This is a genomic window from Ramlibacter sp. GS1-15 (assembly GCF_057785015.1).
Genome location: NZ_JBYNTU010000001.1, coordinates 3,566,909 through 3,589,229, shown reverse-complemented (window position 1 = coordinate 3,589,229; position 22,321 = coordinate 3,566,909). Strand labels below are relative to the sequence as shown.

Annotated in this window: 24 protein-coding genes; 13 read left to right on the top strand and 11 right to left on the bottom strand. The window is 67.9% G+C overall.

Translation table 11 applies throughout. The annotated features are described in order from the left end of the window. Window positions 1-19: 19 nt before the first annotated feature. The 3 genes from atpG to AC3EF3_RS17960 are packed head-to-tail and all read left to right on the top strand — an operon-like array spanning window position 20 to window position 2,762. Window positions 20-895 carry a F0F1 ATP synthase subunit gamma gene (gene atpG, locus AC3EF3_RS17970; protein WP_488533513.1) on the top strand — a complete coding sequence of 292 codons (876 nt, stop codon included), beginning with the start codon at window positions 20-22 and terminating at the stop codon, window positions 893-895. A 19-nt stretch (window positions 896-914) separates the two neighbouring features. Next, a complete protein-coding gene (gene atpD / locus AC3EF3_RS17965; RefSeq protein ID WP_488533512.1) occupies window positions 915-2,324 on the top strand; it encodes a F0F1 ATP synthase subunit beta in 1,410 nt (469 codons plus the stop codon). 9 nt (window positions 2,325-2,333) lie between these two features. Beyond that, a complete protein-coding gene (locus AC3EF3_RS17960) occupies window positions 2,334-2,762 on the top strand; it encodes a F0F1 ATP synthase subunit epsilon (protein WP_488533511.1) in 429 nt (142 codons plus the stop codon). Window positions 2,763-2,876: 114 nt separating this feature from the next. Here the strand turns inward: AC3EF3_RS17960 and AC3EF3_RS17955 are convergent, their stop codons facing one another. After that, entirely contained in the window at window positions 2,877-3,638 is a 762-nt protein-coding gene (locus AC3EF3_RS17955) for a GNAT family N-acetyltransferase (RefSeq protein WP_488533510.1), read from the bottom strand. Window positions 3,639-3,725: 87 nt separating this feature from the next. Between AC3EF3_RS17955 and AC3EF3_RS17950 the strand changes: the two genes are divergently transcribed. After that, window positions 3,726-4,826 (top strand): ABC transporter substrate-binding protein, encoded by a 1,101-nt coding sequence (locus tag AC3EF3_RS17950; protein ID WP_488533509.1) that lies wholly within the window; start codon window positions 3,726-3,728, stop codon window positions 4,824-4,826. Window positions 4,827-4,846: 20 nt separating this feature from the next. Here the strand turns inward: AC3EF3_RS17950 and AC3EF3_RS17945 are convergent, their stop codons facing one another. The 3 genes from AC3EF3_RS17945 to AC3EF3_RS17935 form a co-directional block, all read right to left on the bottom strand. Beyond that, the gene (locus AC3EF3_RS17945) at window positions 4,847-5,356 is read right to left on the bottom strand and encodes a TPM domain-containing protein (RefSeq protein WP_488533508.1); all 510 of its coding nucleotides are present in this window, start codon (window positions 5,354-5,356) and stop codon (window positions 4,847-4,849) included. Continuing rightward, on the bottom strand, window positions 5,356-6,264 hold the full coding sequence (locus tag AC3EF3_RS17940) for a TPM domain-containing protein (protein WP_488533507.1): 909 nt from the start codon (window positions 6,262-6,264) through the stop codon (window positions 5,356-5,358). The genes AC3EF3_RS17945 and AC3EF3_RS17940 overlap by 1 nt, the downstream gene beginning before the upstream one ends. Window positions 6,265-6,325: 61 nt before the next feature. Beyond that, window positions 6,326-6,925 (bottom strand): LemA family protein, encoded by a 600-nt coding sequence (locus AC3EF3_RS17935; protein ID WP_488533822.1) that lies wholly within the window; start codon window positions 6,923-6,925, stop codon window positions 6,326-6,328. A gap of 36 nt (window positions 6,926-6,961) precedes the next feature. Between AC3EF3_RS17935 and AC3EF3_RS17930 the strand changes: the two genes are divergently transcribed. From AC3EF3_RS17930 to AC3EF3_RS17915, 4 genes are read left to right on the top strand one after another with little or no spacing between them, the layout of a single operon-like run. Next, complete coding sequence (locus tag AC3EF3_RS17930) at window positions 6,962-7,663, top strand: Rossmann-fold NAD(P)-binding domain-containing protein (RefSeq protein ID WP_488533506.1); 702 nt, start codon at window positions 6,962-6,964, stop codon at window positions 7,661-7,663. A gap of 32 nt (window positions 7,664-7,695) precedes the next feature. After that, the gene (locus tag AC3EF3_RS17925) at window positions 7,696-8,151 is read left to right on the top strand and encodes a YybH family protein (protein ID WP_488533505.1); all 456 of its coding nucleotides are present in this window, start codon (window positions 7,696-7,698) and stop codon (window positions 8,149-8,151) included. Window position 8,152: 1 nt separating this feature from the next. Then, window positions 8,153-9,151, top strand: coding sequence for a YheT family hydrolase (locus AC3EF3_RS17920; protein WP_488533504.1), 999 nt, complete (start codon window positions 8,153-8,155; stop codon window positions 9,149-9,151). Between the two features lie 4 nt (window positions 9,152-9,155). Beyond that, window positions 9,156-9,614, top strand: a complete 459-nt coding sequence (locus AC3EF3_RS17915; protein WP_488533503.1) for a DUF6328 family protein — start codon at window positions 9,156-9,158, stop codon at window positions 9,612-9,614. A gap of 111 nt (window positions 9,615-9,725) precedes the next feature. Here AC3EF3_RS17915 and mrdA read toward each other — a convergent pair whose 3' ends face one another. From mrdA to AC3EF3_RS17895, 4 genes are read right to left on the bottom strand one after another with little or no spacing between them, the layout of a single operon-like run. Beyond that, window positions 9,726-11,741: a penicillin-binding protein 2 gene (mrdA, locus tag AC3EF3_RS17910; RefSeq protein ID WP_488533502.1), complete on the bottom strand. Its 2,016-nt coding sequence runs from the start codon at window positions 11,739-11,741 to the stop codon at window positions 9,726-9,728. A gap of 10 nt (window positions 11,742-11,751) precedes the next feature. Continuing rightward, window positions 11,752-12,270, bottom strand: a complete 519-nt coding sequence (gene mreD, locus AC3EF3_RS17905) for a rod shape-determining protein MreD (RefSeq protein ID WP_488533501.1) — start codon at window positions 12,268-12,270, stop codon at window positions 11,752-11,754. Next, on the bottom strand, window positions 12,267-13,208 hold the full coding sequence (gene mreC / locus AC3EF3_RS17900; RefSeq protein ID WP_488533500.1) for a rod shape-determining protein MreC: 942 nt from the start codon (window positions 13,206-13,208) through the stop codon (window positions 12,267-12,269). The genes mreD and mreC overlap by 4 nt, the downstream gene beginning before the upstream one ends. A 41-nt stretch (window positions 13,209-13,249) precedes the next feature. After that, a complete protein-coding gene (locus AC3EF3_RS17895) occupies window positions 13,250-14,293 on the bottom strand; it encodes a rod shape-determining protein (RefSeq protein WP_488533499.1) in 1,044 nt (347 codons plus the stop codon). Window positions 14,294-14,421: 128 nt separating this feature from the next. On the opposite strand from AC3EF3_RS17895, the gene gatC reads away from it, so the two are divergent. Genes gatC through gatB form a run of 3 tightly spaced genes read left to right on the top strand, consistent with a single transcriptional unit; the run spans window position 14,422 to window position 17,629 of the window. Continuing rightward, window positions 14,422-14,721 carry an Asp-tRNA(Asn)/Glu-tRNA(Gln) amidotransferase subunit GatC gene (gatC, locus tag AC3EF3_RS17890; protein WP_488533498.1) on the top strand — a complete coding sequence of 100 codons (300 nt, stop codon included), beginning with the start codon at window positions 14,422-14,424 and terminating at the stop codon, window positions 14,719-14,721. After that, the gene (gatA, locus tag AC3EF3_RS17885) at window positions 14,718-16,187 is read left to right on the top strand and encodes an Asp-tRNA(Asn)/Glu-tRNA(Gln) amidotransferase subunit GatA (RefSeq protein WP_488533497.1); all 1,470 of its coding nucleotides are present in this window, start codon (window positions 14,718-14,720) and stop codon (window positions 16,185-16,187) included. Before gatC ends, gatA begins: the two co-directional genes overlap by 4 nt. Further along, the gene (gene gatB / locus AC3EF3_RS17880; RefSeq protein ID WP_488533496.1) at window positions 16,184-17,629 is read left to right on the top strand and encodes an Asp-tRNA(Asn)/Glu-tRNA(Gln) amidotransferase subunit GatB; all 1,446 of its coding nucleotides are present in this window, start codon (window positions 16,184-16,186) and stop codon (window positions 17,627-17,629) included. The genes gatA and gatB overlap by 4 nt, the downstream gene beginning before the upstream one ends. On the opposite strand, the gene AC3EF3_RS17875 is transcribed toward gatB, so the two are convergent. After that, complete coding sequence (locus AC3EF3_RS17875; protein WP_488533495.1) at window positions 17,595-18,266, bottom strand: DUF4124 domain-containing protein; 672 nt, start codon at window positions 18,264-18,266, stop codon at window positions 17,595-17,597. The two genes, gatB and AC3EF3_RS17875, sit on opposite strands and share 35 nt — an antisense overlap. Before the next feature lie 38 nt (window positions 18,267-18,304). After that, window positions 18,305-18,988, bottom strand: coding sequence for an orotate phosphoribosyltransferase (gene pyrE / locus AC3EF3_RS17870; RefSeq protein WP_488533494.1), 684 nt, complete (start codon window positions 18,986-18,988; stop codon window positions 18,305-18,307). Between pyrE and AC3EF3_RS17865 the strand changes: the two genes are divergently transcribed. After that, window positions 18,987-19,790: an exodeoxyribonuclease III gene (locus AC3EF3_RS17865; protein WP_488533493.1), complete on the top strand. Its 804-nt coding sequence runs from the start codon at window positions 18,987-18,989 to the stop codon at window positions 19,788-19,790. The genes pyrE and AC3EF3_RS17865 overlap by 2 nt on opposite strands. 3 nt (window positions 19,791-19,793) lie before the next feature. On the opposite strand, the gene AC3EF3_RS17860 is transcribed toward AC3EF3_RS17865, so the two are convergent. Continuing rightward, window positions 19,794-20,885: a phospholipase A gene (locus AC3EF3_RS17860; RefSeq protein WP_488533492.1), complete on the bottom strand. Its 1,092-nt coding sequence runs from the start codon at window positions 20,883-20,885 to the stop codon at window positions 19,794-19,796. Between the two features lie 111 nt (window positions 20,886-20,996). Here AC3EF3_RS17860 and AC3EF3_RS17855 point away from each other — a divergent pair, with 111 nt between their 5' ends. Next, a complete protein-coding gene (locus AC3EF3_RS17855) occupies window positions 20,997-22,196 on the top strand; it encodes a 7TM diverse intracellular signaling domain-containing protein (protein ID WP_488533491.1) in 1,200 nt (399 codons plus the stop codon). Window positions 22,197-22,321 lie beyond the last annotated feature (125 nt).

Genomic DNA, 22,321 nt, shown 5'->3' with positions numbered 1-22,321 from the left:
CCAGCACAAGGAGCCGATCGTGGCCGTAGGCAAGGAAATCCGGACGAAGATCAAGTCGGTGGAGAACACCAAGAAGATCACCAAGGCCATGGAAATGGTCGCGGCGTCCAAGATGCGCAAGGCGCAGGACCGGATGCGCCATGCGCGTCCGTACAGCGAAAAGGTCCGCAACATCGCGTCCAACCTCGGCCAGGCGAACCCCGAGTACACCCACCCGTTCATGAAGGCCAACGAGTCGAAGAACGTGGGCTTCATCGTGGTCACCGCCGACAAGGGCCTGTGCGGCGGCCTGAACACCAACGTGCTGCGCGCCGTCACGGGCAAGCTGCGCGAGCTGCAGGCGCAAGGCATGCAGCCGCAGATGGTGGCCATCGGCGCCAAGGGCCTGGGCTTCCTGAACCGCATCGGCGCGCCGGTGGTGTCGCAGGTGACGCAGCTGGGCGACACGCCCCACCTCGACCGCCTGATCGGCCCGGTGAAGGTGCTGCTCGACCAGTACGCCGAGGGCAAGCTCTCGGCCGTGTACCTGTGCTACACCAACTTCATCAACACGATGAAGCAGGAGCCGATGGTCGAGAAGCTGCTGCCCCTGTCCGCGGAGAAGATGCGCGACGACACGAAGGCGAGCGGCGAGCACGGCTGGGACTACATCTACGAGCCCGACGCGCAGACCGTCATCGACGAGCTGCTGGTGCGCTACGTCGAGGCCCTGGTGTACCAGGCGGTGGCCGAGAACATGGCGTCCGAGCAGTCCGCGCGCATGGTGGCCATGAAGGCCGCCACCGACAACGCGGGCAACCTCATCGGCGAACTCAAGCTGGTCTACAACAAGACGCGCCAGGCGGCGATCACGAAGGAACTTTCGGAGATCGTGTCTGGGGCGGCAGCCGTTTAAAAAATATCTGGAGCGAACAATGGCTCAAGCACAAGGAAAAATCGTTCAATGTATTGGCGCCGTGGTGGACGTCGAGTTCGCGCGCGACCAGATGCCCCGCGTCTACGACGCGCTCAAGATGGAAGGCTCCGCGCTGACGCTGGAAGTGCAGCAGCAGCTCGGTGACGGCATCGTGCGCACGATTGCGCTCGGCTCCTCCGAAGGCCTGCGCCGCGGCATGACGGTGTACAACACCGGCGCCGCGATCACGGTGCCCGTCGGCAAGGCGACGCTGGGCCGCATCATGGACGTGCTGGGCAACCCGATCGACGAGCGCGGCCCCGTGGACCAGACGCTGACCGCGTCGATCCACCGCAAGGCGCCCGCGTACGACGAGCTCGCGCCGTCGCAGGAACTGCTCGAGACCGGCATCAAGGTGATCGACCTGATCTGCCCCTTCGCCAAGGGCGGCAAGGTGGGCCTGTTCGGCGGCGCCGGCGTCGGCAAGACCGTGAACATGATGGAACTCATCAACAACATCGCCAAGGCGCACTCGGGCCTGTCGGTGTTCGCGGGCGTGGGCGAGCGCACCCGCGAGGGCAACGACTTCTATCACGAGATGGCCGAATCCGGCGTCGTGAACCTGGACAACCTGGGCGAGTCGAAAGTGGCGATGGTGTACGGCCAGATGAACGAGCCGCCGGGCAACCGCCTGCGCGTGGCGCTCACGGGCCTGACGATCGCCGAATCGTTCCGCGACGAGGGCCGCGACGTGCTGTTCTTCGTGGACAACATCTACCGCTACACGCTGGCCGGCACGGAAGTGTCCGCGCTGCTGGGCCGCATGCCGTCCGCCGTGGGCTACCAGCCGACACTGGCCGAGGAAATGGGCCGCCTGCAGGAACGCATCACGTCGACCAAGGTCGGCTCGATCACCTCGATCCAGGCCGTGTACGTGCCGGCGGACGACCTCACGGACCCGTCGCCCGCGACGACCTTCGCCCACCTGGATGCCACGGTGGTGCTGTCGCGTGACATCGCCGCGCTCGGTATCTATCCCGCGGTGGACCCGCTCGACTCCACGTCGCGCCAGGTCGACCCGAACGTGGTCGGCGAGGACCACTACACGACGACGCGTTCGGTGCAGCAGACGCTGCAGCGCTACCGCGAGCTGCGCGACATCATCGCGATTCTCGGCATGGACGAGCTGTCGCCCGAGGACAAGCTGGCCGTGGCCCGCGCGCGCAAGATCCAGCGCTTCCTGTCGCAGCCGTTCCACGTGGCCGAAGTGTTCACGGGCACGCCCGGCAAGTACGTGCCCCTGGCCGAGACGATCCGCGGCTTCAAGATGATCGTGGCCGGCGAGTGCGACCACCTGCCCGAGCAGGCCTTCTACATGGTCGGCACGATCGACGAAGCCTTCGAGAAGGCCAAGAAGCTCGCCGCCTAAGGCCCCGTCATGGTCGACACCACGCACACCATCCACGTCGACGTCGTCAGCGCCGAGGAGCAGATCTTCTCGGGCGAGGCGCGCTTCGTGGCGCTGCCCGGCGAGGCCGGCGAGCTCGGCATCTACCCGCGCCACACGCCGCTCATCACGCGCGTGAAGCCCGGATCGGTGCGCATCGAGCGGCCCGACGGCAACGAGGAGTTCATCTTCGTGGCCGGCGGCATCCTCGAGGTGCAGCCCAATCGCGTGACGGTGCTCTCCGACACCGCCATCCGCGGCAAGGACCTGGACGAGCAGAAGGCCGAAGAGGCCCGGCGCGCCGCGGAAGAGGCATTGAAGAACGCCAAGAGCGAAGTGGACATCGCCCGGATCCAGTCGGAGCTGGCGATCATGGCTGCCGAAATCGCGGCCGCCCGCCGCTTCATCCGCAAGAAATAAGAACGCGCTAAAAACCAGCGCCCTAAGCCCCGCCTTGGCGGGGCTTTTTTATTGACGCCCCAATGGGCGAGGGAGCGCAGCGACGCCCGCCCCCCCAGGCGGGGCTTTTTCTTTTCATCTCTCGCGCCAGTACTGGTAGGTCCATGCGCGCTGAAACCCGCAGCGCGCATAGAGCCTTTGCGCCGCCGTGTTGTCCTGCTCGACCTGCAGCATGATCCGTGCAAATCCTGCACGGGCCGCATGCTGCGCCAGCGCGCTCACGACCTGGCCGGCAAGACCGCGGCCGCGATGCGACTGCGCCGTGCGCATGCCGTGGATGCTCGCCCAGCCATGCCCGATCGCGAGCACTCCCGCCGCCACGACGAGGTCTCCCTCGCGAATGCTCGCGAACAGCGAACCGCGGGCCCGCCGCAAGGTCGCGACGCGGCTGGCACCGTCGACCGGATCGAAGCCCTCGCCGAGGAACACCGCGGCCCAGGCAGCGTCGGGCTGCGCGTCGATGCGGACGGTGGTGGAGGCGCCGGCCGCCCGCGCAACACGGGTCGTGTCCGCCACCTGGACCTCCGTGGGCTGGCGCGCAAGCATGCCCGATCGCTCGAGTTGGGTTTCGACGGGCGCGAACATCTTCGACACCGGGACGCGGAACATCGGTGAGAACCCGCGCGCCGCGTAGGCCGCGCGGATCGGGCCGATCGCCCCGGGGTCGGCGCGGTCGTGCGCCAGCGGTGCGGCGCTGCGGGCGCGGCTGACGGTGCCGTTGTCGATCCCAACGATCCAGCCGCCCACCTGCAGGACCTCGGGCGGAGCGACCGCCGCGACGATCGCGTGTTCCAGCGACGCCACATCGACATTCACTATTTGGTCTTCATGTTCCATGAAACAAACTGTACGCGGTTGGCATGCAAACCAGAGTCACTTATCCTCATCCCTCGACGTCGTCGCCGTTACAGAAAGAGACAAGCCATGCGCACCGGACTCCTGTCGCTGCTGCTGTTCGCAGCCTTGCCCGCCCTCGCCGGCGAAATCGTGGTCGGCCAGTCAGCGCCCCTGAGCGGCGCCAACGGCGAACTCGGCAACGATATCCGCAATGGCGCGCTCGCCTATTTCAAGAAGGTCAACGATGCGGGCGGCCTGCCGCAGGGCAAGATCCGGCTCGTCTCGCTGGACGACCAGAACCAGACCAAGCTGTCGGGCGAGAACACGCACAAGCTCGTCAACGAAGAAGGCGTGGTGGCGCTGTTCGGCTATGCGTCCTCGACGCTGAGCATCCCCGCCATGCCCACGGTCACGGAGAAGAAGGTGCCGTTCTTCGCCCCGTTCACGGGCGCCGACACGATCCGCAAGCAGAACGAATACGTGTACACCGTGCGTTCGACGTACGCCGACGAGATCGGCAAGATCGTCAATTTCTGGGGCAGCCTGGGCAACACGCGCGTGACGGTCCTGCATTACGACGACACGGTGGGCAAGGAGAACTTCGAAACCGTGGCGCAGGCGCTGAAGAAATTCGGGGCGGCGCCCACCTCGGTGGCGATCAAGCGCAACGTCGCGATCACGCCGGCGGAAGTCAAGCAGGTGGCCGATTCCAGCCCGAACGTGCTGCTGATCACCACCTTGTACGCGCCGGCCGCGCAATTGATCAAGCAGCTCAAGGCCTCGGGCAAGGCCTACATGATCACCAGCCTGTCGTTCGCGGGCGCCAGCCAGCTGGCCAAGGCCCTCGGCCCCGACGCGAGCGGCGTGTCCGTCGCCATCGACGTCCCCGCGCCGCGCGCGCAAGCGATCCCCGTCGTGCGCGAGTGCACCGAAGCCTGGGGTGCATCGGGCCAGAAGGAGCCGATGTCCGTCACGGCGCTGGAGTCCTGCATCGCGGCCAAGGTGCTGGTGGAGGGCATGCGCCGCTCCGGCAAGGAAGTGACGCGTGCTTCGCTGCACCGCGCCCTCGACGGCCTGGGCCGCTTCGACACCGGCGGCTACGTCGTCAACTTCAAGCCGAACTTCCATCACGGCGGCAGCCACGTCGGCATCGCCCTGCTGATGCCCAACGGCGAAGTGCGCGAATAACCGGGCCGGGCGGCCCGCGATCAGCGCAGGGCCGGCTCGTCGGGCAACTCGTTGGCATTGCTTTCGCCTGGCCGAAGCGGGAAGTGCAGCGCGAGCAATCGCGTCACTTCATCGATCGCCTGATTCAAGCCGTCCTCGTACCGGCCGCCCTGGAAAGCGCCGCGCATCGTATCGACGATGCGTTGCCATTCGCTCTCCGGCACGCGCGCCGTGAGCCCCCGGTCGGCGACGATCTCGATCGCATGCTCGGCCAGCAGCAGGTAGACCAGCACGCCGTTGTTCTGCGCGGTGTCCCACACGCGCAGCTTACCGAACAGCGCGATCGCGCGTTCGCGCGGGCTGGCGTCGCGCATCACGTAACTGGTGGGCAGGGCCGTTTCGATGCAGACGCGAATCTCGCCGCTGTGGCGCTTCTCGCTCGCCGCCACACGCTGCGTGATCCGCTCGACCATGTCGGGCGGGATCGTGCGCATCGCATCGTCGCGCCAGCGATGGCGCAGCAAGCGGGCAAGCCGTCTGTGCCAGGCCATCACCAGTTCCCCGAGGCGCCGCCGCCCCCGAAATCGCCCCCGCCCCCCGAACTCCAGCCGCCGCCTCCGCCCCCGCCGAAGCCGCCTCCGCCGCCGAATCCGCCGCCCCCGATCCACGGACCGCCGCCGATCCACGGTCCTCTTCGTGGCCCGAAGCCCGACACCAGCGTGAAGAAAAGCGCCAGGAGTCCGGCGATGCCGGCCACGACCAGGCTCGAGGTCACCAGCCACGCGATTGCGCCGGCTCCGCCGCCCGTGACGATGGAGCCGAGCGGCCGCCCGAGCATGGCGCGCAGGATGCCGCCGGCGACCGGCACGCCGATGAAAAGGAAGATCGCGAGGTCGCCCCAGTCGAAGCCGCCGGCGCGCTGCGCCTGGCGTTCGCGCGATGGCGGCGGCGCAGGCAGCGGCTCGCCGTTGATGCGGGCGATCAACTGGTCGACGCCGGCGTGCAGCCCGCCGGCGAAGTCGCCCTGGCGGAACCTGGGGATCATCACGTCGTCGATGATCTGCTTGGCCGCGAGGTCGGGCACCGCGCCTTCCAGCGTCTTGGCGACCTCGATGCGGACCTTGCGGTCGTCCTTGGCGACCACGATCAGCACGCCGTCGCCCACGCCCTTGCGGCCGATCTTCCAGGCGTTGGCCACCCGGTTGGCGTAACTCGCATCGTCCTCCGGCCGCGTCGTCGCGACCATCAGGATCGCGATCTGGGTGCCCTTGGCTTGCTCGAAGGCCGTGAGCTTGTCCTCCAGGCCCTTCGCCTGGATGGCGTCGAGCGTGCCGGTCTGGTCGGTGACGTGCGCCGCGAGCGGCGGTACCGGCAGGACGTCCTGGGCGAAGGCGCAGACGGAAGAAGCCAGAACGCAAAGGGCGCAAAAGACACGCAAAAGACGCAAAGAAGAAATCATGAATTTCCCTTTTGCGACCTTTGCGCGCCTTGGCGTGTCCTGCGTTCGGCTGTCCGGCTGTCTACTTCTTCGTGCCGAAATCCACCTGCGGCGGCTTGCTCACCTGCGCCTCGTTCTCCACCGTGAAGCTCGCCTTGGGCTTGTAGCCGAAGACCATCGCGGTGAGATTGGTGGGGAAGCTGCGGGCGAGCACGTTGTACTGCTGCACCGTCTGGATATAGCGGTTGCGCGCGACCGTGATCCGGTTCTCCGTGCCCTCGAGCTGCACGCGCAGGTCGCGGAAGGACTGGTTCGACTGCAGCGTCGGATACGCTTCCGAGACCGCGATCAGGCGGCCGAGCGCGCCGGAGAGCTGGGCCTGCGCCTGCTGGAACTGCTGCATCTTCTGCGGGTCGCTCAGCATGTCGGGCGACACCTGGATCGACGTCGCCTTCGCGCGCGCTTCCACCACTTTCGTCAGCGTGTCCTGCTCGAAGCCGGCCTCGCCCTTGACCGTCGCCACCAGATTGGGCACGAGGTCGGCGCGGCGCTGGTACTGGTTCAGCACCTCGCTCCAGGCGGCCTTGGTCTGCTCGTCGAGACTCTGGAATTGGTTGTAGCCGCAGCCCGACAGCGACAAGGCGGCGACGAGGATCAGGAACCAGCGCTTCATCACGTCCATCCCTTTCATCAGGTGCGCGAACGGTAGCATAGATGGGTGTCCTCATTGCCGATTCAAGCCCGCCTGGTGATCGCAGGCGCCACCGGCGCGCTGGGCAACGAGGTGCTGCGGCGACTGGTGGGGCTGCAAGCGTTCGGGCAGGCGCAGGTGCTGGCGCGCGAGCCGATCACGGCGGGGCTGCGCAGCGTGCAGGCGTTCGTGGTCGCGGGCGACGATCCGCGGCACTGGCCGCCGCTGTCCGCCGACACCGCCGTGGTGATGTTCGATCCACCGCGCCTTTTCTACCAGCGCGAGCGCGCGCTGTGGGCGCCGCGACCCGAGGACCTGCCGCCGCTGGCGAGGTGGCTGCGAGCCGGCGGCGTGCGCACGCTGGCCATCGTGATGCCGCACACGCAGATGCGGTTGCCGGAGGCGCTGAAGCGCGGGCTCGCGGGCATCGACGAGCACGCCGTCGCGGCGCTCGGCTTCGAGCGCCTGTTGATCGTGCGCACGCCGCAGAAGCCGCCGTCGCCGCCAGGCGGCCACCTGCTCGTGGGCCTGGCCAACTGGATGCTCAGTGCGCTGAAGTACATGGTGCCCACCCACGAGCAGCCGGTACGCGCGGTGAAGGTGGCCGAGTTCGTCGCGCACGCGCTGCAGCTCGCACCGCCGGGTATCCACGTCGCCGCGCCCGAGACGGTGTGGCAGGCGGCGCAGGGCGACGTGCGCGCGGCCGTCGCCAGGTGGCTCGTCGCGTGAATGGCAAAATCGCGGGCGACCCCTTCCTTCCCATGCCGCCCAAGAAAAGCAAGCTCCAGGCCGCGAACCTCGACGGCGACGCCGACGAAATCGAAGCCGCTTTCTACGACGCGCTGCAGAGCGGCGACATCGACAAGCTGATGGCGTGCTGGGCCGACGAGGACGAGGTCGTGTGCATCCACCCGGGCGGCCCGCGCGTGGTCGGCGCCGTGGCCATCCGTGCGACTTTCGAGGCCATGTTCGCCAACGGCAGCATCCGCGCCTGGCCGCAGCAGGCGCGCAAGACCCAGGCGCTGGCCAGCTGCGTGCACAACGTGCTCGAGCGCGTCGAGGTGCTCGGCCCCGAGGGCCCGGCGCAGGCGTGGGTGATCGCCACCAACGTGTACCACAAGACCGCGCAGGGCTGGCGCATGGTGGCGCACCACGCGAGCCCCGGCACGCCGAGCGAGATCCAGGAAGTCTCCGGCTCGCCGCAAATCCTGCACTGAAGTGCGCGACTACAGAGCGCCGCGGTGGCTGCCCGGCGGCAACCTGCAGACGATCTGGCCGGCCCTGTACTCGCGCCGTGTGTTCGGCGCGCACCCGCAGTACCGGCGCGAGCGCTGGGACACGCCGGACGAGGATTTCGTCGACGTGGACTGGCTGGTGGGTGGGGGCGGGGACACGCTCCTCGTGCTGTTCCATGGCCTCGAAGGCTCTTCCCGCAGCCACTACGCCGAAGCCTTCGCCGACTTCTGCGCCGAACGCGGCCTGTCGTTCGTCATCCCGCACTTCCGGGGCTGCGGCGGCGAGCTGAACATCGGCCCCCGCGCCTACCACTCGGGCGACCACGAGGAGATCGGCTGGATGCTGGCGCGCCTGCGGGCATCGCACCGGGGGCCCATCGTCGCCGTCGGCGTGTCGCTCGGAGGCAATGCGCTGCTGCGATGGGCGGGCGAGGCGGGTGCGTCGGCTTCGCAATTCGTCGACGCCGTCGCGGCCGTGTGTTCGCCCGTCGACCTCAAGGCCGGCTCGGTCGCGATCGGGCGCGGCTTCAACCGGCTCGTGTACACGACGATGTTCCTGCGCACCATGAAGCCGAAGGCCATGGAAAAGCTGAAGCAGCACCCCGGCCTGTTCGACGCCGCCAGGCTCGCCGCGGCGCGCGACCTCCACGAATTCGACGACGTCTTCACCGCGCCGCTGCATGGCTTCGCCGATGCCGACGATTACTACGCGCGCGCTTCGGCCAAGCCCCACCTGCATCGCATCCGCATCCCGGCGCTCGTGCTGAACGCGCGCAACGACCCGTTCGTGCCGGCCGCGAGCCTGCCGCGCAAGGATGAAGTCGGGCCCTGCGTCACGCTGTGGCAGCCGAAACACGGCGGCCATGTCGGCTTTCCCGACGGCCACCTGCCCGGCCATGTGCGGCGCATGCCCCAGGAGGTCGGCGGCTGGCTGCTGGCGCACTCGTCCTACGCACGCGCTGGCTCGTGCGCGCCAGCATGAGGGCATGGATGGTGAGCAGGAACAGACCGTCAAGCTCGACGACGCAGTGACCTACGCGCTCGACGAAGCGCGCATGGTGCTGCCCGGCATCCAGGCGCTGTTCGGCTTCCAGCTGGTCGCGGCCTTCACGGAGCGTTTCACCGAAGTGTTCGACGCCTGGGGCCAGTGGCTGCATCTGGCGGCGCTGGTGCTCGTGGCGCTGTCGTGCGCGCTCGCCATGACGCCCGCGGCCTTCCACCGGCAGAACGACCACGGCAAGGTGTCGCGGCGCCTGCTCGACATCAGTTCGGCGTTCATCGGCGCCGCGATGATCCCGCTCTTCGCGGCGATCTCGATCGACGTCGGGCTGGTCACCTACGTGGTGAGCGAGAGCGTGCCGACCAGCGTGGTGCTGGGTGGGGTTTGCGCGCTGGTGTTCGCGGCGCTGTGGATCGTGTTTCCGCGCTGGCGGCGGCAGCATTAGCGCCGGATAACACCTGAATTCCGGTGCTGCCGCTCGACGCGATGCGAGCCACCGCGGGGTTCAAACAAACACAGAAGACACTGGATTGCGGGTCAAGCCCGCAATGACACCCTAAGGCGAAGCCGCCGCCGACGCCGCACCGACGCTCGCCGCGGCCGGCGTGGTGCCGGTGGTCGGCGGCCAGGCGAATTCGGCGGCGGGGCGCGGCTTGCCGATCGGCGTGGTGGCCTGGCCCTTGCGCACGGCGGCGATGTCCTCGTCGCTCGGGTACAGGCCCTGCAGGTAGTAGTCGAAGGCGCGGCGCGCGATCGGCGCGGCGTTCTGCGCGCCGAAGCCGACGTTCTCCACGATCATCCCGATGGCGATCTTCGGGTCGTCGGCCGGCGCATACGCGATATAGAGCGCGTGGTCGCGATGGCGCTCGTCCATCTCCGAGGCCTTGTACTTCGCGTTCTGCGCGATCGTCACGACCTGCGCCGTGCCGGTCTTGCCGCCGCTCGTGTAGGCGGCGCCGCGAAACGCCGCGGCCGACGTGCCCTCGATGTTCACGCCTTCCATCGCCTTGCGCACGATCGCGATGTTCTCGGGTTTCGCGATGCGCTCGCCCATCGATTGCTGCGCGGCCGACAGCACGGGTTTCTTGGTGACCACGTCCTCGACCTGGCGCACCAGGTGCGGCTTCATCTTGACGCCGTCGTTGGCCAGCGTGCCCATCGCCGAGGCGATCTGCAGGATGGTGAAACTGTTGTAGCCCTGGCCGATGCCCAGCGAGATCGTCTCGCCGGCGAACCACTTCTGGTTGGCGGGGTTGCGCGTGTAGGCGGCGCGCTTCCACGCCGTGGAGGGCAGCAGGCCCTTGGCCTCGCCCTGGATGTCGATGCCGGTGATGTCGCCGAAGCCGAACCGGTGCATGTGCTCGTAGATCGTGTCCACGCCCAGGTCGTTGGCGAGGATGTAGTAGTAGGTGTCGCACGACTGCACGATGGAGCGGTACATGTCCACGGCGCCGTGGCCGCCTTCCTTGTCGTCGCGGAACTTGTGCCCGCCGAACCAGAAGAAGCCAGGGTCGTTGTACACCTGCTCCGGCCGGCGCTTGCCTTCTTCGAGCGCCGCCAGCGCCATGTAGGGCTTGTACGTGGAGCCGGGCGGGTAGGTGCCGCGCAGCGCGCGATTCAGCAGCGGCTTGTCGATCGATTCGTTGAGCTGCGTCCAGTTCTCGCTGTCGATGCCGTCGACGAACAGGTTCGGATCGAACGTCGGCTTGGAGACGAAGGCGAGGATCTCCCCGGTCTTCGGGTCGATCGCGACGAAGGCGCCGCGGCGGTCGCCGTACAGGTCCTCGACCAGCCGCTGCAGCTTGATGTCGACCGACAGCCGCACCGTGTTGCCCGGGGTGGGCGGGTGGCTGTGCAGCTTGCGGATCGCGCGGCCGCCCGCGGAGGTCTCCACGGCCTCGACGCCGGTGGTGCCGTGCAACTGCTCCTCGTAGCTCTGCTCGATGCCCAGCTTGCCGATGTATTCGGTGCCGCGGTAGTTGGCCTGCTGCGCCTCCGGCCAGTCTTCCATCGCGCTCTTCTCGGCCTGGTTCACGCGGCCGATGTAGCCGATCAGGTGGCTCGCGAGCTCGCCCCAGGGATAGTTGCGGAACAGGCGCGCCTTGATTTCCACGCCGGGAAAATGCCAGCTGTTGGCGGCGAACTTGGCGACCTCTTCGTCGGTGAGCTTGGTGCGGATCGGCAGCGATTCGACCGTCTTGTTTTCTTCCAGCAGCTTCTTGAAGCGTCGCCTGTCGCGCGCCGAGACCTCGATCACCTTGCCGAGGTCGTCGATCACCTTGTCCAGTGGCGCGTTCAGGCGCTGCGGCTGGATTTCCAGCGTGTAGGCCGAGTAGTTGGTCGCCAGCACGATGCCGTTGCGGTCCAGGATCAGGCCGCGGTTCGGCACGATCGGCACGATCGCCGTGCGGTTGTTCTCGGCCTGCTCCATCAGGTCGGCATGTCGCCAGATCTGCAGGTAGGCCAGGCGCAGCCCGAGCAGGATGAAGCACAGCACCACCACCAGGCTGGCGGCGAACACGCGCAGGCGAAACCGCGAGAGGTCCGCTTCGACATTGCGCAGTTCGGTCATCGCACCAGAGCTAGAGCGGACGGTTCTCGTCCGGGTCGGGGGCGCGGCGCTGGGGCGCGAGCAGCACGATGCTGGCGACGGGCCACAGCACGGCCTCCAGCACCGGTGCGAGCACGATGTCCCAGCCCGGGAAGATGCCGCCCGAGATCATGCGGATCACCAGCGAGATCGCATGCGCCGCCGCGAACAGCGGGAAGACCTGCACCGCCTGCGAAGGCACCGTGAACCACAGCAGGCGGCGGTGGATCGTGATCGCGAAATACGACAGGGCCGTGTAGGCGAGCGCGTGCTGCCCCAGCAGCGAGGCCTGGTGCACATCCATCGCCAGGCCGAACATGAAGGCCGCGCCGACGCCCACGCGCAAGGGCTGGTGCACGGCCCAGAAGACCAGCGTGAGCGCGAGCAGATCGGGCATCCACGGCGTGCGGCCGATCGGCAACATGTTGATCAGGAGCGCGACGAGCAGGGAACCCCAGATGAAGGTGGGGCTGGCGGGCAGCAGCAGCGGCTGGCCGGGGCGCATGATCATGGCGCAGCCGCCTTCTTCGCGGGGGCCGGCTTCTTCGCGGCGGCCGCAGGCGCATCTTCCGGCGCGGGCCGCGGCGGCAGCTGCTGCGCGATGCCGCCCAGCACCATCACGTGCCGGGCGCCGTCGACGGCCGCCGCAGGCGCCAGGCTGATGCGCGCGAAGCCCGCGTCGCCGCGCCGCTCGACCTTCACGACCTTCGCGACCGGCAGGCCGGGCGGGTACACCCCATCGACGCCGCTGGTCGTGAGCAGGTCGCCCGGCTGCACGTCGGCGTTGCCGGCCATGAAACGCAGTTCGAGCGAGCCGTCGCCCGACTTCGGGTCCCCGTACGCGACGCTGCGCGCGCCGGTGCGCGAGTTCAGCACGGGGATCGCGTGATCGCGGTCGGTGATCAGCGTGACTTCGGAGACCAGCGGCATCACGCGCGTGACCTGGCCCAGCACGCCCGATTCATCGATCACCGGCGAGCCGGCCTCGAGGCCCTGCGTCATGCCCTTGTCGATGATCACCTTGCGCGAGAACGGGTCCGCCGCGTCGTACAGCACTTCGGCCGCCGTGCCCGGCGCGTTCACGCGCTGGCGCAGCTGCAGCAGTTCGCGCAGGCGCTTGTTCTCGAGCAGCAGCTGTTCGACCTGGTTGGCCCGCTCGGACTGCAGGGCGAGCTTGCGGCGCGCCTGCTCCTCGTTCGCCTGGGCCGTGGCCAGCGACTCGAAGTATTCGCCGGTGAAGCGCACGGCGAGCACCGGCCTCAACGCGAGCCATTGCATCGGGTACAGCACGGTGGCGACGCCGGCGCGCAGCGGCTGCGATACCTTGAAGCGCGTGTCGGCGACCATCAGGAAGAGGGCGATGGCCGAAAAGACCATCAGCTTGGACAGGGCCGAGGGGCCCTGCTTGAAGAAGGGCGGCGGGGTCCGGTCGAGGGTGCCGAGAGGCATGGGTCAGCGGCAGATACTGCAAGCCGCATTGTGCGGCTTGCTTACTCGCTCGTGAAGATCGAACCGAGGCGCTCCATCCGCTCCAGCGCGATGCCGCAGCCGCGCACGACGCAGGTCAGCGGATCTTCGGCGACCAGCACCGGCAGGCCTGTCTCTTCGGCCAGCAGGCGGTCGAGGTCGCGCAGCAGCGCGCCGCCACCGGTGAGCATCATTCCGCGCTCGGCGATGTCGGCGCCCAGTTCGGGCGGCGTGGATTCCAGCGCGTTCTTCACCGCCGAGACGATGTTGTTCAGCGGGTCCGTCAGGGCTTCCAGGATTTCGTTGGAGGAGATCGTGAACGAGCGCGGCACGCCTTCGGAGAGGTTGCGGCCCTTGACCTCGATCTCCCTGACCTCGCTGCCCGGGAAGGCCGAGCCGATGGTCTTCTTGATTCCCTCGGCCGTGGGCTCGCCGATCAGCATGCCGTAGTTGCGGCGGATGTAGCTGATGATCGCCTCGTCGAACTTGTCGCCGCCGACGCGAACGCTGCCCTTGTAGACCATGCCGCCGAGCGAGATCACGCCGACTTCGGTGGTGCCGCCGCCGATGTCCACCACCATCGAACCGCTGGCTTCCGACACCGGCAGGCCGGCACCGATGGCCGCGGCCATGGGTTCCTCGATCAGGTACACCTCGGAAGCGCCGGCGCCCAGCGCCGACTCGCGGATGGCCCGGCGCTCGACCTGCGTCGAGCCGCAGGGCACGCAGATGATGATGCGCGGGCTGGGCCTCATCATGGACCGCGGGTGGACCATCTTGATGAACTGCTTGAGCATCTGCTCGGTGACGGTGAAGTCGGCGATCACGCCGTCCTTCATCGGGCGGATCGCCTCGATGTTGCCCGGCACCTTGCCCAGCATGGCCTTGGCTTCATGGCCGACGGCCTGGATGGTCTTCTTGCCCTGGGGGCCGCCCTCGTGCCGGATCGCGACCACCGAGGGCTCGTCCAGGACGATGCCCTTGTCCCGCACGAAGATCAGGGTGTTGGCCGTGCCCAGGTCAATCGCCAGGTCGGTCGAGATGTACCGCCGGAATGCTCCGAACATTGAGAAATTCCTCTTTTCCTCTGTGAAATCGGCCGCTAGCGCGGCCGTTCCAGCAAAGGCGGGATAATACCTGATCCCCTGTGGACAACCGGCCCCGGCGGGCCTGTTTTTTCCCCGTTACACCTCCCATGGCGCTGAACTCGCAAGACATCGCGCGGATTGCCCATCTCGCGCGTCTGGAACTCGATCCCGAAGAGGGTGAACGCATGCTCTCGCAGATCAACGGCTTCTTCGCGATCGTCGAGAAGATGCGTGCCGTCGACACGACCGGCATCGAGCCGCTGGCCCATCCCGTGGCCGCGGTGCAGGACGTGCAGCTGCGCCTGCGCGAGGACGTCGTGAGCGAGGGCAACCAGCGCGAGGCGAACCAGCAGAGCGCGCCCGCCGTCGAGCGCGGCCTGTTCCTCGTGCCCAAGGTGATCGAATGACCGCGGCATTGCACGAACTGACGGTGGCCCAGCTGGCCGCCGGATTGCGGGCGAAGAAGGTCTCGGCCGTGGAAGCGGCGCAGCATTTCCTCGCCCGCGGAAAGCAGCACGATGCGCTGGGCGCCTACCTCGCCCGCGACGAAGGCGTGACGCTGGCCCAGGCCCGCGCGATGGACGCGCGCATCGCGAAGGGCGACGCCCCGGCCCTTGCGGGCGTGCCGATCGCCCACAAGGACATCTTCGTCACCCGGGATTTCCCCAGCACCGCCGGCTCGAACATGCTGGCGGGCTACCGCTCGCCCTTCGACGCGACCGTGGTGGCGAAGCTGGCGCAAGCCGGCTGCGTGACGCTGGGCAAGTTGAACTGCGACGAATTCGCCATGGGCTCGTCCAACGAGAACTCCGCGTTCCAGCCGGTGAAGAACCCGTGGGACACCTCACGCATCCCCGGCGGCTCGTCGGGCGGCAGCGCCGTGGCGGTCGCGGCAGGCCTGGCCCCTGCGGTCACGGGCACCGACACCGGTGGCTCGATCCGCCAGCCGGCCTCGTTCTGCGGCATCAGCGGCATCAAGCCGACCTACGGGCGCGCCTCGCGCTACGGGATGATTGCCTTCGCCTCGTCGCTGGACCAGGCCGGCCCGATGGCGCGCACCGCCGAGGACTGCGCGCTGCTGCTGTCGGCGATGTGCGGGCCCGACCCGGATCGCGATTCGACCTCGCTCGACCTGCCGGCCGAGGACTTCACCCGGTCGCTGAACGGCTCGATCGACGGCCTGCGCATCGGTGTGCCGAAGGAGTTCTTCGGCGAAGGCCTGTCGCCCGATGTGCGCGCGGCGATCGACACGGCCCTCCAGGAGTTCACCAGGCTGGGCGCGAAGATCGTCGAGGTCTCGCTGCCGCGCACCGAGCTCGCCATTCCCGTCTACTACATCATCGCGCCGGCCGAAGCGTCGTCGAACCTCTCGCGGTTCGACGGCGTCAAGTTCGGCCATCGCGCCAGGCAGTACACCGACCTGCTCGACATGTACAAGAAGACGCGTGCCGAAGGCTTCGGCGACGAGGTGAAGCGCCGCATCATGGTCGGCACCTACGTGCTGTCGCACGGGTACTACGACGCTTATTACCTGCAGGCGCAGAAGATCCGCCGCATGATCGCCGACGATTTCCAGCAGGCCTTCAAGGAGTGCGATGTGATCGCCGGCCCGGTCGCACCGACGGTGGCCTGGCACCTGGGCGAGCACGGCAGCGACCCGCTCGCCGATTACCTGGCCGACATCTTCACGCTGCCCGGCTCGCTCGCGGGCCTGCCCGGCATGAGCATTCCCTGCGGCTTCGGCGAGGGCGGCATGCCCGTGGGCCTGCAGTTGCTCGGCAACTACTTCGGCGAAGGCAGATTGCTCAACGCCGCGCACCGCTTCCAGCAGGCGACCGACTTCCATGCGCGTCGCCCGGAGGGCTTCCAATGAGCAGGCTGGTCCGGGGCTGGGAAGTCGTGATCGGCTTCGAAACCCACACGCAACTGTCCACGCAGTCGAAGATCTTTTCGCGCGCGCCGACGGCGTTCGGCGCCGAACCCAACACGCAGGCCAGTGCGGTGGACGTCGCGCTGCCCGGCACGCTGCCCGTGATGAACCGGGGCGCGGTGGAACGGGCGATCGAGTTCGGCCTGGCCGTCAACGCGAAGATCGCACCGCGATCCATTTTCGCGCGCAAGAACTACTTCTATCCCGACCTGCCCAAGGGCTACCAGATCAGCCAGTATGAGATCCCGGTGGTGCAGGGCGGCGTGGTGGAGTTCTACCTCGGCGACGAGAGGAAATCCGTGCGCCTGGTGCGTGCCCACCTCGAGGAGGACGCGGGCAAGTCGCTGCACGAGGATTTCGTCGGCATGTCCGGCATCGACCTCAACCGCGCCGGCACGCCGCTGCTGGAGATCGTCACCGAGCCCGACATGCGCTCGTCCGACGAAGCCGTGGCCTACGCGAAGGAGCTGCACAAGATCGTCACCTGGATCGGCATCTGCGACGGCAACATGCAGGAAGGCTCCTTCCGCTGCGACGCCAACGTCTCGGTGCGCCGGCCCGGCGAGCCTTTCGGCACGCGCCGCGAGATCAAGAACCTGAACAGCTTCAAGTTCATGCAGCAGGCGATCGACTACGAGGTGCAGTGGCAGATCGACGAGCTGGAAGAGGGCCGCGCGATCGAGCAGGCGACGGTGCTGTTCGATCCCGACACCGGCGAGACGCGCGCGATGCGCACGAAGGAAGACGCGGCCGATTACCGCTACTTCCCGGACCCCGACCTGCCGCCGCTGGTGGTCGCGCCCGAATGGGTCGAGCGCGTGAAGTCGCAGATGGCGGAGCTGCCGCGCACGATGGCCGCGCGCTTCGTCGCGGACTATGGCCTGCCCGAGTACGACGCGACCACGATCACGTCGAGCAAGGCCATGGCGGCCTACTTCGAGGAGGCGGCGAAAGCCTCGAAGCAGCCCAAGCTCGCCAGCAACTGGGTGATGGGCGAACTGTCGCGCCGCATCAACGCGGGCGAGGGCACGATCGAGGCGCCGCCCGTGTCGGCGCGGCAGCTGGGCGCCCTCATTGGCCGCATCAGCGACGGCACGATTTCCAACAACGCCGCGAAGCAGGTCTTCGATGCGCTCTGGACCGGTGAAGGCACGGACGTGGATGCCCTGATCGAAGCCAAGGGGCTGAAGCAGATGAACGACAGCGGGCTGCTGGAGAAGATCATCGACGAGGTGGTTGCCGCCAGCCCGGACAACGTCGCTCAATACCGGGCGGGCAAGGAGAAGGCCTTCAACGCGCTGGTCGGCCAGGTGATGAAGGCCAGCCGCGGCAAGGCGAACCCGCAGCAGGTCAACGAGCTGCTGAAGAAGAAGATCGGGCCGTGACCGGCACGACGCGCTTCGCCCAGAGTTCCCTCAGGCGCGCCAGCTCCTCGTCGTAGCGCGCATTGATGCGCTTCTTCTCTTCGTCCTGGTTCGCGACGAAGCGCGCCTGGGCCGCCAGTTCGTGGTCGTTTTCCTCGAACTGGCGCTTCAGTGGCGGCGGCGCCTTCTTCATGTCTCCCCGGTAGAACTCGAGCTCGGCATCGAGCTTCCTGCGCTGGGTGTGCAGGTCGGCGATGCGCTGGTTGGCCGTGGCGATCACGTCGTCCACGGTGGTGATCGCCGCCGCCCGTTCCTTGTCGTGCGTAGCCTTGTCGGGATAGCGCGCGAGCAGCGCCCGGTCGCGCTTCTTCTCTTCGAGCTGGCGGTTGGTTTCCTCGGTGGCCCGTCGCGCTTTTTCTTCTTCGGCCGCGCGCTCTTCCGCCGTCAGCGATGGACCGATCTTGCGCACCAGCTGGCCGCCCGGGCTGAGCTGCCTCTGCTCGCGGTCGATGCATTCGAAGATCGGGCGATCGGACGTGAGGCGCCGGCCTTTCGCATCGGTGCAGGTGTAGATGCCCTGGACGCCCTGGGTGCCCTGGGTGCCCTGGGCCCCGGCCCCGGGCAGGAGCGCGGCCCAGAGACCGGCCGCGATCGCCATTGTTCCGAACCAGCGCACGTTGTCCCTTTCCCCAAGTCCTAGTCGATGCCGTAGCGTTCGCGGTAGGCGAGCACCTGCTGGTGGTGGCGGCCCAGCGCGTCGCCGCGGTGCCGCTCGAGATACTGGAGCAGATCCGAAAGCCGCGCGATCGAGCAGACCGCCAGGCCCAGTTGGCGCTCGACGTACTGCACGCCGCTGTAGTCGACGTCGGCACCCTTCTCGGTGGCCTTTTCCTGCCGGTCGATGGCGATTGCGACACCGACGGGCGAGCCGCCCGCGGCCGCGATGATGTCGCGTGCTTCGCGTTTGGAGGCGCCGTCGGTGATGACGTCGTCGATGATCAGCACTCGCCCTTTCACTGGTGCGCCCACCAGCGTGCCGCCCTCGCCATGGGCCTTGGCTTCCTTGCGGTTGTGCGCGTAGGGCACGTTGCGGCCCAGGCGGGCGAGTTCGATGGCGACGGCGGCCACCAGCACGATGCCCTTGTACGCGGGACCGAACAGCATGTCGAACTCGATGCCCGATGCGAGGATGCGGCGTGCATAGAATTGCGCCAGCCGGCCGAGCTTGGCGCCGTCGTCGAACAGGCCGGAATTGAAAAAATACGGCGACAGGCGGCCTGCCTTCGTCGTGAATTCGCCGAAGCGCAGCACCCCGGCGTCAATCGAAAACTGAACGAACTCCTGGGCCAGCTCGTCGCGGCCCCCATCACCGATCCCCATGGGCAAGTCCTTCTTCAAACTGACCAGTCTCAACCTGAATGGCATCCGGTCGGCGGCCAGCAAGGGAGTCGAGGCCTGGATTGCAAAATCCAGGCCGGATTGTATTTGTGTGCAGGAAGTCAAGGCTCAGGCGCCCGATGTCGAGGGCCGTTTCGAGGCGCTGGCCGGCCTGCAGGGCCACTTCCATTTCGCGCAGAAGAAAGGCTATTCGGGCGTCGCGGTCTACACCCGGCACGCGCCGAGCGACGTGATCGTCGGCTTCGGCTCCGACGAATTCGATGCCGAGGGGCGCTACGTCGAATTGCGTTTCGACACGCCCCAGCGCAAGTTCTCCCTCATCAGCTGCTACTTCCCGAGCGGGTCCTCGGGCGAGGACCGCCAGCAGGCGAAGTTCCGCTTCCTCGACCAGTTCGATCCGCACCTGGTGAAGCTGAAGCAGACGCGCGAGTTCGTGCTGTGCGGCGACGTCAACATTGCCCACCAGGAGAAGGACCTGAAGAACTGGAAGGGCAACCGCAAGAACAGCGGCTTCCTGCCCGAGGAGCGGGCGTGGATGACAAAACTGTTATCGGAAACCGGACTGGTTGACGTTTACCGGCACCTGAAACCCGAGACGACGGAGGAGTGCTACACGTGGTGGAGCAACCGCGGCCAGGCCTACGCGAAGAACGTGGGCTGGCGGCTGGACTACCACCTCGCGACACCGGCGATCGCGCAGCTCGCCCGCAGTGAATCGATCTACCGGACCGAGCGCTTTTCGGACCACGCGCCGATCACGGTGGATTACGAGTTCGCGCTATAGCCGCTACCAGTCCACCAGGCTCAATCCCACCCCCAGCACCGTGCGCCGGCGGTTGAAATCCAGCAGGCTGTCGCCGTAGCCGGTGAACAGCTGCAGGTGAAGGCGCAGGCTGCCGAGCGTCGACGGCGACTGGCTTTCTATCTTCTTCATCCATTCCAGCCGTGCCGATCCCTTGCCGGCCCCGCGCAGTGTCAGCGCAAGGGTGTCGCGGGGATTGATATCCCAGCTGCCCACCACTTCCGCGCGGCCGATGTAGTTGCTGATGTTCGGGTTGTCGTCGTTGCCGGCCGATTCCGGTATGCGCTGCCAGATCCGCCCCTGCAGGGTGAAGCCGCCCGGGTGCTCGGCGCCCGCCATCGCGTACAGGCGGTTCCAGCTGCGCGACAGCGGCAGGCTCTGGCCGTTCGACTGGTGCACCAGCCCCGCGCCGGCGTAGCGCAGGCGCCAGTTGCCGGGCAGGTCGAATGCCGCCGGGTACACGTAGACGATTTCGGGTTCGTGGTCCGTGCTGCGGAACGGCCGCGAGAGTGCCGGCGTGAAGACCTGCCAGTACGACTGCTGCGTGTACGCGAACCAGAGCGAATCGCGCGGCCCGTCGCCGGTCGTGAGCAGGCCTTGCGCGATCTTCGTGCGCACCGACAGCTGGATGCGCGTCTCGGTCCGCTGGTAGGGCTGCGCCGACGCGGCGTTGTTCAGCGGGTTGCCCGACGTGGGCTGGTCGTTCACGGTGTTGCCGCGCACCACCGACAGGCTGATCGGGCGGTAGCCGCGGATGCCGAACACGTCGCAGCTGGTGTCGTTCTCCAGTTCCCAGAAGCGCGAGAGCGCGGAGGGGCCGCTGCGGTGGCAGTGGTCACCCGCTTCTTCATTGGGTGGGGCGGCGACCGCGGCGACTGCAGGAGCGACGGCGGGAGCAGGTGTCGGCGTGGATTGCGCCGCCGACCAACGATCGAAGCAGGCGAGCCGTGCGCCCGCATCGGGCATCGCGGCGCAGGCTTGCCAGCCGGCCGGCGGCGTCGGCTGCGCATGGGCGTTGATCGCGGGAAACGCGAGTGCGAAGGCCAGGGACAGGGTGGCGGATGCAAAGCGAAGCATCGCCGCATTCTGCCCGCCGACATCGGTGCACTACGGAGGCATTACTGCCCGGGGCCCTGGTGCTGGCGCACTGCTGCGAATTCTGTCATCGTCGGGTGCGTGACTCATCACATGCCGATTCCGGAACTCGCCATCTGGAGCGCTGCCGCCGGTGCCATCGCGCTGGTGATTTCCTTCGGCCTGTTCGATTACGTCGTGAGCCGCCGCGTGGCGGCACTGCATGGCGCGATCTACAACACCGTCGCGTTGCTGTTCGTGCTCGTGATGAGCGGGCTCGCGGCGACGCTGCTGCCCGCCGTTTCCACAACGGATTTGCGCACCGCGCAGGTCCTCATCGGCCCGCTGTGCGCGTCCCTGGGCGATATGTGGATCCGCGTCTGGTTCGGGGCGCGCCAGCGCGATCGGCTCATGGACGTGAGCCTGCTGGCCGGCGCCACGCTCGTTCCCGCGGCGGCCGTCGCCGCGGTGTTCGCGCTTTCGCCCGCGCAGCAGCTGCCCGCGGCGGCGGCCCTGGTGACCGTGAACACGGTGCTTGTCACCTGGATGAGCGTGCGCGCGTGGCTGCTCGGAGACGCGCTCGCGCTGGGCATCGCGATCGGCGCGGTTCCCATGATGGTCGCCGTCGGCGGGCTGTATGCGCTCGCGCTGGGCCTCGCAGTGCCCACCGGCGGGCAGGCGCTGCTCGCACTGGCCTCGGCGCTGTGCACCGCCGTGACCGGCTTCACGCTGTGGAAGCGCAACCAGCGCGCACGCCGCGTGCGCACCGTGCAGTCGCAATACGACGCGTTGACCAAGCTGCCCGCCGGCATGCCGCTCGTGCAGCAGCTCGTTCGCGCGCAGAAACGCCGGCGCATGACGCGACGCGAGGGTGCCGTGATCGCCGTGCTGGTGTTCGAGCCCGAGCGCATCCGCAACCTCGCGGGCACGGCGGGCCTGAACGAAACCTACCTGCAGCTCGCGCGGCGGCTGCAGCACCAGGTGAGTGTCGTCAACCCCGTGGGCCGCTACTGGGAGCGCTGCTTCGTCGCCGTGATCGAGTCGATCCGCTCGCCGGCGTCGCTGCGCAGCCTGGGCCTGCGCGTCGCGGCGAGCCTGCGCCGCCCGATCGAGGTCACCGGTCCCGACGGCAGCCCGGTGCAGGTGCGGCTGGACGTCGGCATCGGCGTGCTGCGGCTGGCGCGCGGCGGTGCGGAGGTCGAGGACCTGTTGCACGAGGCGCAGGAGCTGGCCGAAGCGGCGCGCGCGTTCCCGTCGCGCGCGGCGACACGCGAGCCGGGTGGCTGGGAGATCCTGCCGGTGATGCACGCGTGACGGCTAATTCTGTTCGAAGAATCGGCTAACTGTCGCCGAAGTCGCGACGCCTACAGTTCTTTCACGGCCAGCGAAGGCGCTGACCGGGACGCCCCGGGGTCACGAACCCCGGGCGCCGGACCCAA